At 64.2% G+C, this 17,508-nt stretch carries 13 protein-coding genes; 1 reads left to right on the forward strand and 12 read right to left on the reverse strand.

Translation table 11 applies throughout. From position 1 onward, the window contains the following. Nucleotides 1-98: 98 nt before the first annotated feature. Together NLM25_RS34675 and NLM25_RS34680 are read right to left on the reverse strand one after the other, a co-directional pair. Nucleotides 99-2,609, reverse strand: a complete 2,511-nt coding sequence (locus tag NLM25_RS34675) for a M56 family metallopeptidase (protein ID WP_254139859.1) — start codon at nt 2,607-2,609, stop codon at nt 99-101. Further along, a complete protein-coding gene (locus NLM25_RS34680) occupies nt 2,606-2,998 on the reverse strand; it encodes a BlaI/MecI/CopY family transcriptional regulator (protein ID WP_254122339.1) in 393 nt (130 codons plus the stop codon). Before NLM25_RS34680 ends, NLM25_RS34675 begins: the two co-directional genes overlap by 4 nt. A 349-nt stretch (nt 2,999-3,347) precedes the next feature. Between NLM25_RS34680 and NLM25_RS34685 the strand changes: the two genes are divergently transcribed. Further along, complete coding sequence (locus NLM25_RS34685; protein ID WP_254139860.1) at nt 3,348-4,751, forward strand: hypothetical protein; 1,404 nt, start codon at nt 3,348-3,350, stop codon at nt 4,749-4,751. A 297-nt stretch (nt 4,752-5,048) separates the two neighbouring features. On the opposite strand, the gene NLM25_RS34690 is transcribed toward NLM25_RS34685, so the two are convergent. From NLM25_RS34690 to NLM25_RS34735, 10 genes are all read right to left on the reverse strand, one after another. Then, complete coding sequence (locus NLM25_RS34690; protein WP_309143634.1) at nt 5,049-6,701, reverse strand: NAD-dependent malic enzyme; 1,653 nt, start codon at nt 6,699-6,701, stop codon at nt 5,049-5,051. 138 nt (nt 6,702-6,839) lie between these two features. Then, nucleotides 6,840-7,838 (reverse strand): tripartite tricarboxylate transporter substrate binding protein, encoded by a 999-nt coding sequence (locus tag NLM25_RS34695; RefSeq protein WP_254139861.1) that lies wholly within the window; start codon nt 7,836-7,838, stop codon nt 6,840-6,842. 102 nt (nt 7,839-7,940) lie between these two features. Further along, complete coding sequence (locus NLM25_RS34700; protein ID WP_254139862.1) at nt 7,941-10,268, reverse strand: mechanosensitive ion channel domain-containing protein; 2,328 nt, start codon at nt 10,266-10,268, stop codon at nt 7,941-7,943. 768 nt (nt 10,269-11,036) lie between these two features. Next, nucleotides 11,037-11,891 (reverse strand): arylamine N-acetyltransferase, encoded by an 855-nt coding sequence (locus tag NLM25_RS34705; RefSeq protein WP_254139863.1) that lies wholly within the window; start codon nt 11,889-11,891, stop codon nt 11,037-11,039. A 300-nt stretch (nt 11,892-12,191) separates the two neighbouring features. After that, nucleotides 12,192-13,229 carry a patatin-like phospholipase family protein gene (locus NLM25_RS34710; RefSeq protein WP_254139864.1) on the reverse strand — a complete coding sequence of 346 codons (1,038 nt, stop codon included), beginning with the start codon at nt 13,227-13,229 and terminating at the stop codon, nt 12,192-12,194. Further along, nucleotides 13,226-14,155 (reverse strand): polyphosphate kinase 2 family protein, encoded by a 930-nt coding sequence (locus NLM25_RS34715; protein ID WP_254139865.1) that lies wholly within the window; start codon nt 14,153-14,155, stop codon nt 13,226-13,228. Before NLM25_RS34715 ends, NLM25_RS34710 begins: the two co-directional genes overlap by 4 nt. Further along, nucleotides 14,115-15,134, reverse strand: coding sequence for a branched-chain amino acid ABC transporter permease (locus tag NLM25_RS34720; RefSeq protein ID WP_254122350.1), 1,020 nt, complete (start codon nt 15,132-15,134; stop codon nt 14,115-14,117). Before NLM25_RS34720 ends, NLM25_RS34715 begins: the two co-directional genes overlap by 41 nt. Beyond that, entirely contained in the window at nt 15,131-16,012 is an 882-nt protein-coding gene (locus NLM25_RS34725) for a branched-chain amino acid ABC transporter permease (RefSeq protein WP_254139866.1), read from the reverse strand. Before NLM25_RS34725 ends, NLM25_RS34720 begins: the two co-directional genes overlap by 4 nt. A gap of 5 nt (nt 16,013-16,017) precedes the next feature. Then, nucleotides 16,018-16,722 carry an ABC transporter ATP-binding protein gene (locus NLM25_RS34730; RefSeq protein ID WP_254139867.1) on the reverse strand — a complete coding sequence of 235 codons (705 nt, stop codon included), beginning with the start codon at nt 16,720-16,722 and terminating at the stop codon, nt 16,018-16,020. Between the two features lie 5 nt (nt 16,723-16,727). Continuing rightward, complete coding sequence (locus tag NLM25_RS34735; RefSeq protein WP_254139868.1) at nt 16,728-17,495, reverse strand: ABC transporter ATP-binding protein; 768 nt, start codon at nt 17,493-17,495, stop codon at nt 16,728-16,730. Between the last annotated feature and the right edge of the window lie 13 nt (nt 17,496-17,508).

The following is a 17,508-nucleotide window of genomic DNA, read 5'->3' on the forward strand; positions in this document are numbered from 1 at the left end:
ATCGTAGCATTCGTATCTGAGCCTGCAAGCGGAGATTGAGTCGCCGCCGTCACGACATCGGGAGCCGCCGGTCTTGGCAGACCGGCAGCAAAGCCGTCCTAGAAATTGGGCCCGAGCGCGATCTTCGTGATCGTGCCGTTCCTGACGCCGATGCGCCATTCCGCAGAGCCGTTGGCGAACTGGGCGACGTAGATGTCGCTGTCGAGCGCGGTGACGCCGCGGAACGAAACCGCGCGCAACGCGCCGAGCCGCGCCAGGATCGCCTGGTCGAACGGAAGCTGCTGGCGCGTGATGTCGGCGACCTCCGGCGTCATGCGCTCGTAGTCCGGCTGGCCCTTGCCGACGCCCTCGATGTAGCGCCGCAGCATCTCCTCGCCATTGGCGATCGGAACTGCGCGGCGCGCCGCGCGTCCCGGCCGCGCGCCAAGGCTCGACGCCTCGACATTATGGAAGCGCGTCTGCCGGCCCGGCATCAGGACCTCGAGGCACCGTCCCGACTTGTCGGCGATTACCCAGGGACTGTTCACGGTGGTCGTGGAAGCCCAGGACGCGTTGGACCGGACGACGCTCTGCATCCTGCGGCTGCCGTCGGCGGCGAGATTGAAGACCTGGATGTCGTCGCCCATCTCGTTATAGACCATGATCCTGATCGGCGAGGTGCCGGCACGGCCGCGCACGCTCGCCTCCTCGGAGCAAGGCACGATGCCGCCGAGCTCGTCGTTGCCGTCGGCCCGGAAGATCACGTCGCCGGCCTTGCCGTCGGGCTCGAGCATCAGGCGGAATTCGGCCGTGCCGTTCTCGAACTTCGCGCCATAGATGTCGTAGCCGCCGGGGCCGACGCCGCGGAAGAAGATCGACTCGACCGCGCCGAGCGCCACGAACGTCGCGCGCGTTTCATCGAGCTGCCGGTGGATCTTGGCCGCCAGCGGCGCACTCATGCGATCGTAGTTCGGCGTGCCGCGGCGCAAGTCCTCGATCCCGCGCAGGATCACCTCCTTGCCGCCGGCGGCCGGGACCTGCTCCCTGAATCTGTCGGGAACCTCCGCGAGGCGGCGCGCGAAATCGGCCTCGACCGCCTGCGCCACCGCCGCATCGATCCGCGGCGCGAGGCGCGCACCGAAGACAGCGTTCTGCACCAGCACACGCGAGACTTTGGCCTGCTCGTCGCGCAGGAAGATCAGCAGATTCTCGCCATGGATCGAGAAGACGTCGGCACCTTCGGCGAGGAGCGTCGCCGGGCCCTGCACGGTTTCCTGCACCCGGAGCCGATCACCGTCACGCAGGACCGTCAGCACGCGGTTCGGCGCAATCCTGTACCAGCCGACATACTGGTCGAGCCGCGCCGGTTCGGCTGCCGCGGTCGGCATCTCGGCAACGCGAACCGCGCGCACATCGCGGCCGCTCATGCGCAACATCAGCTCGGAGGAGCGACGCTCCGCATCGAGCGCGAACGTGATCTCGCCGGACGAGGCCGCGTAGGACGCGGTGCCGTCAGCACCAACGGTCAGGCGCAGCCTGCGCTGCCCGGTGAGCTGCCCGTAGAGCTCGTCGCCCTCGCGGAAGATGGCGAACACCGAGGCCGGGCCCATGGCGTAGAAATTGACGAACGGGCGATAATGCCGGGCCGGCACCTCGCCGGTATCGGCTGCGACGGGCGCGGCATCCGGGGTGCGATAGGCGATCATCCCGGCGGACACGATCACGGCCGGCACGATCGCAGCCGCGATCCACAGCCGCTTGCGCCAGCCGACCGCGACGGGCATCGCCGCGGCCGCGATGATGCGCTCGACGCGGGCGCGCACGGTCGAGGCCCGTGCCATCGCAAGCTCGACCGGCCGCGGTTTCACGCTGCTGGCAAAATCGAGCAGGATTTCCGCATAGGACAGCCGGTCGTCGATCACCTCGATCGCCTCTGCGTCGCTGATGATCTCGGCGAGCTCGGCAAGACGCGCGAGCTGCCACCACGAGAACGGGCTGAACCAGAACACCGCGCGATTGAGGGTGGCGAGCAAGAGGACGTAGAAATCGCAGTTGGCGACATGGGCGCCCTCATGCGCGAGCACCGCAAGGCGCTTCTTCGCGTCCCAGCCGGCAAATTGCGGCGGCACCAGAATGGTCGAGCCGAAGGTGACGGGACCACCGACGTCGCGGCTGACGCGCACGTCGGCATCGATCATCTGCGGGCCGCTCATCGGCCTTGCCGCGCGTGCCAGACGCCAGGTCAGGCAAAGACCGATGGCCAGCCGCAACAGCAACAGGCCGGCGACGCCGGCATAGATCATGGTGGCGACCAGCCACCAATCGACCGGGAGCCCGCTCTTCACCGGCGGCGCGACGGGCACGACCGGCAGCGCGGGCTGCGGCGTCTCCAGCATCGAGATGTCGGCCGGAAGGAAATCGTCCGGCACAGGCGCCGGCAAAGGCAGCCGGGTGATGGTGAGCGTCGGCCAATGCATCACGAAGGGCATCGCGAGCGAGGCAAACAGCACGACGACCCACGCCGTCATGTGGACGTGCGGATTGCGCACGCGAAACAGATTGAGACCGAACCAGACGACGCCTCCCAGCACAAAGGAGCGCAGCGCCGCCTCCGCCAGAGTTGCGATCATTCTTTCTTCACTCCCCTCGCCTTCTTCGCCTTGGCCACCTGGTCGGCCAGCGTGCGCAATTGCTGCTGGTCGAGCATCGCATTGTCCACCATGCCGACGAGGACCTCCTCGATCGAGCCGTTGCAGAACCAGTCGACGATGCGCTGCACCGCCTTGGCCGCGACCTTCGCGCGCGCTTCGGCGGCGTGGTAGACATAAGTGCGCCCGTCCACGGTGTGCCGAGCATAGCCCTTTTCTTCCAGCCGGCGCAGCACCGTGCGCACCGTCGATTCCTTCAGACGCCGCGACAGCCGCTCGCGCACGACTTCGGCCGTGACAGGACCATGGGCCCAAACCAATTGCATGACCTCGTGCTCGAGGTCGCCCAGTTCGGGCAAACGATCGTCCATGGTGTCTGAACCTTGCGGTTTGAGTTTCTTGTAGCGCTACAGACTGTCGCATATGCCGCCAGGCGGCACAATGGCGATTCCACTGGGAATGGTGGTAGTTGGCTGACCTAACGGGAGCTCTGCTCGTCCGATGGACTTTGGATCTGGCCAGGACGCGGACTCGCTAAGGCGCGGCCATAGCCCGATTGACGCAAGTGTCGAACGTGAGGGAATGGGCAAGCAACTCAACCTATGATAGCGTACGCGCCTTTAGGCGAGTCAAGGGACCTCCCGCGACTGGAATGCGCGGGCATCTGCTGGCAGCGCCAACATTTCACACCGTGATCAGGATACATTTCGGGAGGAAGGAATGTTCATACGCACCACTATCCTCATGGCGTTTTTAACGTTGGGTTGCACGGTGGCCCTTGGTGCCGACCCTCGATGCGTCACCACTTCGTATAACCCATCCTTCGGGGTGCCTCCCGGACACACCGAGGACCAGGGCTTCAAGGGGCGCTTCGACTATCCCAGCACCGCAAGCGAAGCGGTACCGGATTTCGTGTCGACGATTGATTTCCGGACCGATTGGCGCGCCTACATGAATGCGGTTCTGGATTACGCGTTCGACGGCAACGAGGACGGCACAGAGGCGGGGGTTTCCAATGCGTTCCGCATTCAAGACAACCACAAGCGCAATTGGTACCACGGCCTCTGGATGGATCGGACAGCGACAGGACGAGAATTTCTGCATGGGCTCACGGCCGAGCGGCCCACCCTCAAAGATCAACTTAAAGAAGGCGTCGATGGCGGCGATCAGACGTGGGCAATCGGATTTTACAATCAGATCGGAGCAACAACATTCGCAAAGGTCTTCAAGGAACCATGCCAACCGGATCTGACCAACGTCTTGTTTCCGGTGGGCACCGTCTCATTCAAGCTCTTGTTCAGCACCGTGTCCGACGACAAGGTGCCATATCTAAAAGGCGCGCCGACTTGGAATGCCGACATTGATCGGGTGCCCGAGCATAAGACGACCCGCGTGCCTCAGGCAGTTCATCTCATCCAGCTCGATATTGCCGTTCGAGACCCGCGGGCGGGCGCCAGCGGATGGGTATTTGGAACGTTCGTCTACAGCACGGATGTCATATCCAAGGACCCCTGGCGCAGGCTGACACCCGTTGGACTGATGTGGGGTAACGATGCCCACGCCGAAGCCGATCAGCCCGTCACGCAGAGCATGATCAATGCTGACCTGAGGGGCGTCACCTACGGTTGGCAGAACCGTTTGGAGATGGGGTGGCATGGGCGCGTGAACGGGCCGCTCGACAACCTGAACTCTTCCTGCCTGAGCTGCCATGGTAGCGCACAGTTCCCGCGTAGCTTCCTTCTCGGAAATGTTCCAAGCAGGGCTGTCGATCCCGATCCGAAGAACAAGACCGCTTATGGGGAGCGGCTAAGGACCTATTTCAGAGACATCGCGCCTGGCGAGGTGTTCGATTCCCTTACGCGATTTTTCAACGACAACACGAACAGAACATTAGTCCGCGCGATCAGCCTCGACTACTCGTTGCAAATTCAGACGGGGCTGGAACATCTATGCCAAACGGCGAAAGATCGCGAGAAGCCGTTCGACGTCGTCGACGTGCCAGCCGTGTGTGTTCCCTCATCGTGGGCAGCAACACCCTTGTTCAGGAACGTCGCGGATCAGGCGACACAGCGCAAGGAACTGGAGAGCGTCGATTGGCATGCGCTCAACGCTGCCATTAGGTGATAGGACGCGTAGGGCACACATACGTTCACAAAGGCAGTTCCTATCGGAGCGAAGCAGACATCGCCGACGACTTATGAGTACGCGCCTGGTGAGGTGCCCCTGCCCCTCACCCGGATCGCCGGACGATGCTTCGCATCGCCGGGGCAATCCGAACTCTCCCCGCGGAAGAGCGGAGCGGTTAGGGAGGCAACCTCTCTCGCCCTCCCCCCAGTTCTTACGGGGCCGCGACGAGCTGCGCTCGCGCTGAGAGTAGTGGACCGAGGGCTGCATCCGCAGGCTCGATCCCAATTGTAGGTGTCAGTAATGCGGCTCGTACATCTGGGACTGGACCAGGTCATTCACGTTGTTCGGCGCAGGTCCATCCGCGAGCCCGCGCTGATAGGCAACGTCCGCGACGGCGGCCGCAATGCGGGCCGAGACCTCGCGGATGCGAGGGAGCGCCGGATAGAGGCTACCCTGCGCGAGGTCGTCCTTGCCGACGCAATCGGCAAGCGTATGGGCGGCGGCCATGAACATCTCGTCCGTGACGAGGCGCGAACGGCTGGCGATGACGCCGAGGCCGACGCCCGGGAAGATGTAGGAGTTGTTGCCCTGACGCGGCACGAAGGTGCGGCCGTTGAGCTTCACCGGGTCGTACGGACTGCCGCAGGCGAACAGTGCCCGGCCCCCGGTATAGCGGTAGGCATCCTCGGCCGAGCATTCGGCCTTCGAGGTCGGGTTGGAGAGCGCGAACACGATCGGCTGCTCGTTGAGCTCGGCCATCGCCTTGAGCACGTCGGGCGTGAAGGCGCCGCCGACCGCGGCAACACCGATGATCGCCGTCGGCTTCAGCGTCTTGATCGCGGTGAGGAAGTCGGCGATCGGCGCCTGATCGGCATGGGCATAGCGCAGCTTATGACCTGAGAGGCCGTCACGGCCGCCGACGACGAGGCCGCGGGAATCCACCAGCCAGTTGCGCCGGAGCGCTTCGGCTTCCGACGCGCCCTCCGCCATCATGGCGGAGACGACGAGATCGGCGATGCCGGTCGCCGCCTCGCCCGCGCCGAGGAACAGGATGCGCTGGTCCTTCAGCTTGCCGCCGTTGACGCGGAGTGCCGAGAACAGGCCGGCGAGCGCCACGGCCGCGGTGCCCTGGATGTCGTCGTTGAAGACGCAGGCGTCGTCGCGATATTTGTGCAGCAGCTTGAACGCCGAATGATTGGCGAAATCCTCGAACTGGATCAGCACATCCGGGAAGGTTTTTCGCGCGGCAACCATGAATTCGTCGACGAAGCTGTCATAGGCCTCGCCCGTGAGCCGCCGCTCGCGCAGGCCGAGATAATAGGGATCGTTCAACAGCTCCTCGTTGTTGGTGCCGACGTCGAGCACGATCGGCAGGCAGTGCTCGGGATGCACACCGGCGCAGGCCGAATAGAGCGAGAGTTTTCCGACCGGAATGCCCATGCCGTTGGCGCCGAGATCGCCGAGGCCGAGGATGCGTTCGCCGTCGGTCACGACGATCAGCTTGGCCGGATAGGGCCAGTTCTTCAGGATCTCGGCTATCTGGCCGCGATCGCGCGAGGAGATGAACATGCCGCGCGGCCGCTGGAAGATCAGACCGTATTTCTGGCAGGCCAGCCCGACCGTCGGCGTGTAGATGATCGGCTGGATCTCGTCGATATTGTCGACGACGACGCGGAAGAACAGCGCCTCGTTGCGGTCGTGCAGCGCGTTGAGCGCGACGTATTTTTCCAGGTCCGTCGGCAGCGTGCGCAGATTGGTGAGCACGCGCTCGGCCTGCGTCTCCATCGTCAGCACGCAAGGCGGCAGCAGGCCGCGGAGGCCGAGCGCCTCGCGCTCCTGCGCGGTGAAGGCGGTGCCCTTGTTCAGCAAGGGATCGCGCAGCAGCGTCATGCCGTGGGCGGTGTCGGATGATGTCGAATGGGCGCTGACCCGAGCCGGTCTATTCACGAATTCCCCCGAGGAGTTTCTTATTGAAGGGCACGTATTGTCGGCCAGCGCTCACCTGAGATCAAGGACGTAGAAACTCAGGCAGCGATTGTGATCTCGCACCGCAGCGAGATTTTCGCGTGCGATAACAGGTTAACGCTACTCGGGCTTGATGTCGGCGGCCTTCACGATCGGCCACCATTTTTCGGTCTCAGCCTTCTGGAATGCGCCGAGTGCCGCAGGGGATTGCTGGTCCGGCGGCGGAATTTCCTGCCCCAGTTCGGCGAAGCGCTGCTTGACGGAGGGATCGGCAAGCACGACGGCGATGGCGGCGTTGAGCCTTGCGACGATCTCCTTCGGCGTGTTCTTCGGTGCCCAGATGCCGTGCCAGTAGGAGATGTAGAGGCCGGGCAGGCCCGCCTCGTCGACGGTCGGGATATCGGGCGCGGAGGCGAGCCGCGTCGGCGAGGTCACCGCGAACGCCTTGATCGCGCCGTTCCTGTATTGCGGCAGCGAGTTCGAGGCCTGGTCGAACATGATGTCGATCTGGCCGGCGACGAGATCGATCATGGCTGGTCCGGCGCCGCGATAAGGCACGAACTGGAAATCGGTGCCGGTCCTCTCCTTGAAGAAGACGCCGGCGACATGCGCGCCCGTGCCGGCACCAGCCGTGCCGGCCGTCGCCTTGCCGGGGCTGGCCTTCAGCCACGCAATCATCTCTTTCAGATTGTTGGCCTCGAGCGACTTCCGCCCGACGATCAGCTGCGTGCCCATCGCGATCGTCGCCACCGGCTCGAAATCGGCGATCACATCATAGGGCAGCTTGAAGATCGCGCCGTTGAGCACGTGCGTGCCCCAATGGCCGATCGTGATGGTGGTGCCGTCGGGCGTCGCGCGCGCGACGCGGGCGCCGGCGATGCTGCCGGAGGCGCCGGCCACGTTCTCGACCACGACAGTCGTGTGCAGCTCGGCCGCGATCCGCTCCGACAGGATCCGCGCCAGCGTATCGGTCGGGCCACCCGCCGCGAACGGGACGACGAGGGTAATGGGGCGCGATGGAAATGGCTGGGCGCTTGCGGAAGCCGTCCACGCGGCACATCCAATCAACGCGCAGACGACAATCACGTGACCGCGTAGTCCGGCCCACAGCCCCCGCATCAGTCTCTCCCACCCTTTTTGCCGCCCGCATGTTGTCAGCGGACTGGAGCCGGAGTGAACGCTGCCGGGTGGACAGAGGCAAGCGGTAAGTTTACCGAGCGGTTATCCAGCCGCCCGCCTTGGCGTCAAATTCGCGGCAGCTTCGGTCGGCGGCGCGATCTGCATCAAAATGGTCTGGACCGGGGATGCGACCTCGATGCCGTTCTGCTGGAAGCGCAGCTTCATGCGGCGGTTGAATTCGCGCTGGACCGGCCAGCGGCCGGCCTCGGTGCAGCGGATCTGGCCGACGATCGACACCATGGCGCCGTCGACCTTGTCGATGCCCCACAGATCGAGGTCGCCGCGGATCGCCGCGCGAAACTCCGGCTCACGGCGCATCTCGTCGACGATGTCCTTGAGGATCTGGCCGGCGCGGTCGGTGTCTTCCTTGTAGGCGACATTGACGCTGACGGACGCATTGCCGGCGCCGCGGCTGGCGTTGGTGATGGTGGTGACCGCGCTGAACGGCACGATGTGCACCGCGCCGTCGCCTGCGCGCAGACGAATGGTGCGGATCGAAACGTTCTCGACCACGCCGGAGAGCCCGGAGACGCTGACGCTATCGCCGACCTGCACCGTGTTCTCCAGCAGCAAGAACAGCCCGGTGATGAGATCCTGCACCAGCTTCTGCGAGCCGAAGCCGATGGCGATGCCGACAATGCCGGCGCCCGCGAGCAGCGGGGCGACATTGACGCCGATCTCGCTCAGCGCCGTGAGGCCGACGACGGTGGCGATCAGGCAGAGCAGCGCCGTCCGCAGCATCGGCTGGAAGGTGCGCAGGCGCGCGGCGCGGGCATAGTGCCCGTCCCGCGACAGCGTGTTGATCTGGCGATCCAGCAGCGCGTTGCTGGCTTCCCAGATCACGGCAGCAATGATCACGGCGATGCCGATCGTCGCCACCGCCGAGATCAGCCGGCTGCCGATCTGGCCACCATAGAACCACACAATGGCATCGACGCCCCAGACTTCGAGCACGGCGACGAAGCCGATGAACGCGATCACGCCTGAAACGATCTTGCGCAGCAGCGGCAGATAGCGGTTGGCGCGGGTCTCCAGCCCCGGAAAGCGCTGGAGGATCTCCGGCTTGATGCGGAAGCCGCGGTCGATCAGGCTCAGCGTCAGCATGATGGCGACGCGCGTGATCAGGGCCACCACGACGGTGCCGACGAAATATTGCAGCAGCAGCGAATAGCCGTTGCGGATGTTGAGCGCCCAGACCGCCCACAGCGCAAGGTCGAGCGCGATGGCGAGATAGTGCCAGCCGCCGGCAATCCGATTGCGCAGGCGCGCCGCGATGCCCTGCCTTTCAGCCGGCGCACGAATGGCTTCGGCGACCTGGCGGCGGCATTGCAGGATGATGACGACGATGAAGAGATGCACGACCAGCATCACCATGCGCAGCAGCGCCGCGTAGCCGGCGCGGTGCAGCCCGAGCAGCAGCGCCACATTGGCAAAGGCAATGCCGGTGACGCCGACGCCGACGATGCGGCGCGCCCAGATCTCGATATAGGCGGCGGTCTCGGCCCGAACCGGAACGAGGCCGAACGGGCCCGCCAGCGCACGAACGACGCAGATGAGCCCGCGCGAGAACGCATAGGCATTGACGACGGCGAGGATCACGAGGCGGACGGTTGCGGGGTCACCGATTTCCGTTCCAAGCAATGCGGTTGCCGCGCCGATGAAGACGAACACCGGGAGCAGCTCGAGGATGAGACGACCGAGAACGAACGGCAGCCGCAGCAGCGACTGCCAGACACGCGCCAGGCTGTGGCGGCGCTTGTGCAGTTCGGGCGCGGGCGTGACATCGGCGACCGACGATGGCGGATCGGCAATCGGCAGCACCTGCGCCGGCAGGCGCGCGGTTTGCGGCACGCGTCCCTCCAGGAACGCGACCGGACGCCGGATCAGACGGAAGATCACCCACTCCGCCGCGAGGGCGCAGCCGAGCACCAGCGCCAGCTTCCAGGCGATCTCGATCAGGAGGTTGTAGGCGGCGGGGTCGTTGGCGGTCCGCACGATCCAGTAATAGAAGGCGGGGAAATGCGTCAGCGTCCGCGCCACGCTGGCGATCTCGCGCGAGATCTCGCCGATCTCTTCGGACACCGTCAGCAGGAGCTGCGCGCCGAGGCCGTCGGCCGAGAGCGGGATCGGCGATTTCTGCTCGGGCGCGGCGGGCTGCTGCTGACCGCTCGCATTCGCGATCGCGCGCAGCGTGTCGATCATCTGCGCGCGCTTCTTGTCGTCCTGGAGCGTATCCAGCGCACGCCTGGCGTCCTCCGGCGACAATGCGGCAGCATTGTTGGCGGCCGCCGGCGCGGCACTGACGCTGGAGAGAGATGAGATCGCGAGGAAGAGAGCGGCGAGAAGCGCCGGAACAAACTTGTGCGACACGAGGATTCCCTGGAAAAATGAATGCGCCGGCGGAATCGGGACAGTCACCGCCGAAGCACTGCGTCATGTCGGATCGCCGCTATTCGCCCCGGCGCTGTGTCGGAAGTTGGCCAGCGAGGCGACATTCTCTTGGCATTTGCCGCAGCGAAGGAATGGGAACCGCGGATTCAGCGGCGCCGAAACAGCATTTCGATGCAATGTGCGAAAAAACTCTCCCGTCATTCCGGGAGTCGGCCCGGAATGACGGCGAGGAGGAGGAGAGTAAGCAGGATGTCAAAGCGCCTGTCGCGGCGGCCTCATCACGGCCATCCGACTCGATCGGTGTGATGCAAATTACAGCGCCGGGAAGGTAGGGGCTTTGCCTCACTGATGCAGCCCGCTAAACCTTGACCCGGCGTGCCGTTCGCGGTTTCCGCCGCTATGCGATAGTCCGAACGAGCTCCATCGCACTTAACGCGGCTGGATTTGCGGAGGTGGTGTCATAGACCTCCCCTTGCTCATGAGGTGGACGTTGCGCGTCGCTTGTTTGCGACCACCGGCATGCTCCTCCCGTGACACAAAACTGTCAAGCAGGATCAATGGTTTTGAGATCACAATTGAGGGCGCATCCACGCCGGTTCCGCGACGGATTGGCCGCGTGAAACGACGAAATAAGCGCGTTGTGTCGAAGGCAATATTCGCGTCGGCCGCCTTTCATAATTTTGAGAAAGCCAGAGCACCGGCAGAGCACTGCTATGGACCACAACATGAATTGTGCTGGTCAACCCATCACGCAAAAAATGGGTGGGGCGCATCCCCGGTACCCTTCGCTTTCATGACCGCGATGCACCGGTCAATATCTTCATTGGATAAATTCAGTCCGAATTCGCCGCAGAGAACGTCTCGGAATTCACCATCAGCGGCCAGCCATCGCTTTCTTGCCTGGCCTTCTGCATCGCGTACGGTAACGCGCGCATTGTACATCGTGATCCGCGTCCCATTGGGACCAGGCTTGGCGACAATGATGTTGCCTTGATACGGTGTCTCCGGATGCGTGCCGGTGTACCAATTGGTGATTTCGTATTCACCGTCGTAGCGCGGATAGGGGATGACCCGGTAAATGTGCTGCCAGCCATGGTTGAGCCGCGCCTGCAGCGTCAGCTCTCCATCGACGTCGATGAAGCGCATCAATTCATGCGGCGTTTCCTGCTCCACCTGCGGCGCGAGCAAGAGCGCAGAGGTGGGCGCGAGATTTCCAAAGCCCACATCCGCCAGATAAGGGCCTTCAGGCAACTCTACCTGCAACAGCATATGAATAGCAGGACGCGGTGCATCAATCGCGAGCCCTCGGACAACACGCCCCTGAAGGCTGGTGATCCGATAGCCGAGCGACCGAAGCCCCGCCCGAAAGAGCATATTTTGTTCGAAGCAGTAGCCGCCACGCTTATTGGTGATCATCTTGCTCTGCAGCGAAGCCAGATCGAGTTTCGGCGGGCGCCCGAGCATAATGTCGAGCGTCTCGTAGGAAATGGCATGTGAGTGGGCCACAATCAGGCGGTTCAAGGTCTCGAGCGTGGGTGCAATGGAGCCGGAATAGCCGATGCGCTTCAACCAAGCGCTCTGATCAAAGTGTGCGTCGGTCATTGCGAGCCCCGACCTTTGCCACGTTGGACCTACTCTGGAAGATCATCCACGTCGTAACGATCGTAGCGCGTCGCCGCCATTCGGTCTATCGCACGAATGTTCGCGGGGCTCGGGCGATGGTGACATCATGCTCCTGTTTTGCCCGACGGGTCAAAGGGGCTTCGCAAAATCCGCAGACATTCACGGCGACCGCCAAGCCATTGATTTCGCTATCCCCGGCTACTGTGCATGGGGTTGTTTTCGCGGTTTTTGTCCGCGGCCACGCGCATGCGGGCCAGGACGCCTAGAGAAACAGGACGCCTAGAGAAACATGTCCGTCACATCGACCGTCGAGGACTCTCCGACCCGGTCGAAGTTTCGCGCCAGCCAGCTTCGCGCCGCCTCGCGGCCCTCGTCGCGCAAGCGGCATAGCAGGCTCCATTCCGGATGGAATTGCGTGGCCGTGCCGAGCTGCGACATCAGCTGGTCGTTGCCGATCCAGTGTATGTACATGCGGCTATGCCTGTCGCTGTCGAGCTCGCCATTGTCGATCAGCCGCGTGGCGAAGGCGATCGCGCGCATCTCGCGCATCAGGGACGAATTGAAGCTGATCTCGTTGATGCGATGGAGCACGTCGGCTGCACTGGCCGGCAGTTCGTCGCGCCGGATCGCCGTCACCTGCACGATGATGACGTCGTGACTGCCCCTGCGGTAGATCAGCGGATAGATCGCGGGATTGCCGAGATAGCCGCCATCCCAATAATGCTCGCCGTCAATCTCGACGGCCTGGAAATAGGGCGGCAGGCAGGCCGAGGCGAGCACGGCTTCCGGTGTGAGAAGCGGGCTCTGGAACACCTTGATCTTGCCGGTGCGGACGTTGGTGGCGTTGAGAAACAGCTGCGGCGCGTCCGGCGAGGAATTGAGCCGGTCGAAATCGACCACGCGCTGCAGCACCTCCCTAAGCGGATTGAACTGGAAGGGATTGAGCAGGTTCGGCGGCAGCGTGTGCGTCAGCGTGTGGATGAAGGCGTGGACCGGATGATATTCCGGCGGCAGCTTCAGGGCCTGGATCCACTGGTTGAGCGGCGAGAACAGGTCGTACGCCATGTCCATCCGCGACACTTCGTACCAGAAGGCGTGCAGGTTCTGCCGCGCGGCCTCCGCGCCTCCGTTCGCCATGCCGGAGGCCATCGCCACCGCATTCATCGCACCGGCGCTGGTGGCGCTGATCGCCTCGATCGCGAGCCTGCCGTCCTCGAGCACCTTGTCGAGCACGCCCCAGACGAAGGCGCCGTGCGCGCCGCCGCCTTGGAGGGCGAAGTTGACGTTCTTCCGGTTCGCGGTCTCGCTGACTGTCACTTCGCTCGCTTCCTGCCTCCCTTCCCCTCTTTCTCCAGCGCCTTGCGCACCTCGTCGAATTCGCCCAGCGAAGCCTTGTCGGCGCGGGGAAAGCGCAGGTCCAGCTTTTCGAGCGCAGCATTGATCACGGAGCCGATCACGACGCGGGCGAACCATTTGTGGTCGGCGGGCACGACGTACCACGGCGCATGAGCCGTGGCCGTGTGCCGGACGATGTCCTGATAGACGGCCTGGTAGCGCGGCCACAACGCGCGCTCCTTGATGTCGTCCATGGAGAACTTCCACTGCTTGGCCGGATCCTCCAGCCGGTCGAGGAAGCGTTCGCGCTGCTCATCCTTCGAGAGGTTGAGGAAGAATTTCAGCACGACGGTGCCGTTGCGGCAGAGATAGCGCTCGAAGGCGGAGATGTCCTCGAAGCGCTCCTTCCAGATGTTCTTGGTGACGAGCTTTGGCGGCAGCTTCTCCTTGGCGAGGATTTCCGGGTGCACGCGCGTCACCAGGCATTCCTCGTAATGCGAGCGGTTGAAGATGCCGATATGACCGCGCTCGGGCAGCGCGACGACGTGGCGCCAGAGGAAATCGTGGTCGAGCTCCTTGCTGCTCGGCGCCTTGAAGGCACTGACTTCGCAGCCTTGCGGATTGATGCCCTCGAAGATCGCCTTGATCGCACTATCCTTGCCGGCGGCGTCCATGGCCTGGAACACGATCAGCAGCGACCAGCGGTCCTGGGCGTAGAGCTTCTCCTGAAACTCGATCAGCCGCTTCTTGTTGGCGTCGAGAAGCTCCTGCGCCGCCTCCTTGTCGAGATCGCCCTTCTCGTTGGTCTTGTGGTCCTTGAGATGAAACTTGCCCGATCCGTCGTAACGGAACGGCGTGATGTAGCGATCAAGTTCCTGGGCGAGCGATTTGGACGGCTTCTTGTTCATGAGCGCGGGGTACCTTGCGTTGCGGCTTCAATCGGTCGAGCAAGCTACCAAGGATGCCCTTGGGAAGGAATATGATGAAAAGCACGAGCAGCACGCCGTAGACGAGGTTGTCCCAGCCGACCGCCTTGGTGCCGAAGCCGATGCGCAGGGTTTCCGCCAGCAGAATGGTGATGATGGCGCCGAAGGTCGGGCCCAGCGAAACGAACAGGCCGCCGACGATGGCCGCGAACACCATCTGGAGCGAGACCGCGATGCCGCTGACGGTGTCCGGTGTGATGAACATCTGGTACTGGCAGTAGATCGCGCCGGCGAGCGCCGTCATCACCGCGCTGAGCAGCGTGATCTTCAGCTTCTCCGCGGTGACGTCGACGCCGGCGGCAGCCGCCGCGTCCTCGTCCTCCGAGATCGCCTCCAGCGCGTAGCGGGCCATGCTGCGGTCCACCCAGTGCCAGACCACGATGCCGAAAAGCCAGACCCCGAGCGCGATCAGGTACCAGGTGGTCTTGTCGTCGAATTGCAGCGCCAGCAGCTTGTTGCCCGACGCGCGGTTCGGGGTGTAGCCGAGCGAGCCGCCGGTATAGTCGCGCGTCGCCGTGATGACCTGGAGCACGATGCCCGACAGCGCCAGCGTCACCAGCACGAAATAATGCCCGGTGATGCGGAAGCGGAAACAGGGATAGCCGACGATCAGCGCCAGCGCGCCGGCCCCGACCATGCTGACGGGAATCCCGATCCAGGGCGACCAGCCAAGATGATTCCATAGCAGCGCGGTGACATAAGCGCCGATCCCCATGAAGCCGCCGTGCCCGAGCGAAACCAGGCCGAACCGCCCCATCATCGACCAGGAGGTGTAGGCGAACGACCAGATCAGGATCAGCACCAGGATGTGCAGATGATAGGGATCGCGATACACGAACGGCAGCGCGACCAGCGCCGCGAGGCCCACCGCCCAAGCCGCAAGCCGGCCCTGCCCCATCATCGGCGCCTCGCAAGCAGGCCCGCGGGCCGGATGAACATCATGACGATGAAGAAGGCGAAGGCGAGCACGTAGCCCCATTCGAGATCGGAGAACAGGCCGCCGAGCGAGATGATCTCGGCGAACACGAAGGCGGCGATGAAGCCGCCGATGAAATTACCGAGGCCCCCGAGGACGCAGATCAGGAAGGTGATCGGCCCGAAGGACAGGCCGACGAAGGGATGCACGTCATATTGCAGCACAAGGAGACAAGCCGCGAGCCCGGCCAGCGCGCCGCCAAGCGCCGAGGTGACGAGATAGATTCGCCTCGTATCGACGCCCATCAGCGCCATGATCTGCCGGTCCTGCGAGATGGCGCGGATCGCGGTGCCGGTGAAGGTCCGCGTCATGAACAGATAGACCGCGACCATGCCGACCAGCGCCGCCAGGAACGAGAGCAGCCGGGCGTAGCTGAAATTCATGTCGCCGAAGGCGAGCACCGGCAGGCGGATGCCGAGATTGCGGAAGTCGATGCCGAAGGCGACGGTGGCAAAGCTCTGGAGCACGAACAGCACCCCGCCGGTGGCGAGCAGCTGGTTGATCGGCGGCGCGGTGAGCAGCGGCGCGATGACGAGGTAATGCAGCGCCGCGCCGAGCACCGCGACCAGCAGGATGGTTAGTGGCGCGGCGACGAAATAGCTGACGCCGTAATACTGCACCATGAAGTACATGGCGTACATGCCGATCATCACCAGCTCGGCGTAGCAGATCCAGGTCACGTCGATGACGCCGAAGATCAGGTTCAGCCCGAGCGCGAGCAGCGCCAGCACGCCGCCGAGCAGGATGCCGTTGATCACGGCCTCCAGCAAATAGATATCGAAAACATCCAGGAACGCCTGCATGAACCTCACACCCCGAGATACGCTTCCTTGACCGTGTCGCTCGCCAGCATCTCGGCCGACGTGCCGGATGCCCTGATTGTGCCCGCCTCGATCAGATAGGCGCGATCGACCACCTTCAGCACCTGCTGCACGTTCTGCTCGACGATCAGCACGGTCAGGCCACTGGCGCGGATCCGCTTCACCAGCTCGAACACCTGCTGCACCACGACCGGCGCCAGCCCCGCCGACGGCTCGTCGAGCAGCAGGAGCTTTGGATTGGACATCAGCGCGCGGCCGATCGCGCACATCTGCTGCTCGCCGCCGGACATGGTGCCGGCCATCTGGTGGCGGCGCTCCTTCAGGCGCGGAAACAGGTCGAACACGACGTCCAGCCGCTCGGCATAGTGGCCACGCGCCTCCTTCATGAAGGCGCCCATCTTGAGATTGTCGTCGACCGAGAGCTGCGGAAACAGCCGCCGGTTCTCCGGCACATGCGCGATGCCGAGGCTGACAATCTTGTGCGGCGGCGTCGCCACCACGTCGACGCCTTCCATCCTGATCGAGCCGCGCGAAGGCCGGATCAGGCCGGAGATGACGCGCATCAGGGTGGTCTTGCCGGCGCCGTTCGGGCCGATGACGCCGACGGCCTCGCCCGCCTTCACATCGAGATTGACGTCGAACAGCGCCTGGAACGTGCCGTAACCCGCGTTGACCGAACGAAGCTCCAGCATCGCAACTAGCCTCCCGCGCGGCGGCGCGCTTCCGCCGCCGCGGCCTGCGTGGTCTCGGCGTCGGTGCCGAGATAGACCTCGATGACGCGCGGGTCGCCGGCGACGGCGCTCGGCAGCCCCTCCGAGATCTTCTCACCGTGATCGAGCACCATGACGCGATCGACGACGCGCATCAGCACGCCCATGATGTGCTCGACCCAGATGATGGTGATGCCGAGCTCGTCGCGGATGTTGCGCAGCATGTCGGCCGCCTGGTCCATTTCGGCCTCGTCGAGACCGCCGAGGCTCTCGTCGGCGAGCAGTAGCTTTGGCGCGGTGGCGAGCGCCTTGGCCAGTTCGAGCTTCTTCAGGCCGGCGGCGCCCAGGCCATCGACGCTGGCATGGCGATCGGTCGGCAGCCCGACCATGGCCAGCGACCGCTCGGCCGCCTCCTCCGACTTGATACGGCTGTGCCGGCCCTGGCCGTAGAAGCCGGCCAGCGCCACGTTCTCGAAGATCGTCAGGCGTCGGAACGGCCGCGGAATCTGGAAGGTGCGGCCGATGCCGCTGTTGATGATCCGGTGCGGCGCGAGGCCCGCGATCTCATGCCCGCCGAACAGGATCGAACCTGACGTCGGCGCCAGCGTGCCGGAGAGCATGTTGAAGATCGTGCTCTTGCCCGAGCCGTTGGGGCCGATCAGGCCGAGGATCTCGCCCTGGTCGACCCTGAACGACACGTTGTTGACGGCGGTGAAGCCGCCGAAGCGCTTCACCAGCCCGCTGACTTCCAGCACCGCTTCGCTCCGC

Origin of the sequence: Bradyrhizobium sp. CCGB01, assembly GCF_024199795.1 — a bacterium.
Lineage (GTDB): Bacteria > Pseudomonadota > Alphaproteobacteria > Rhizobiales > Xanthobacteraceae > Bradyrhizobium.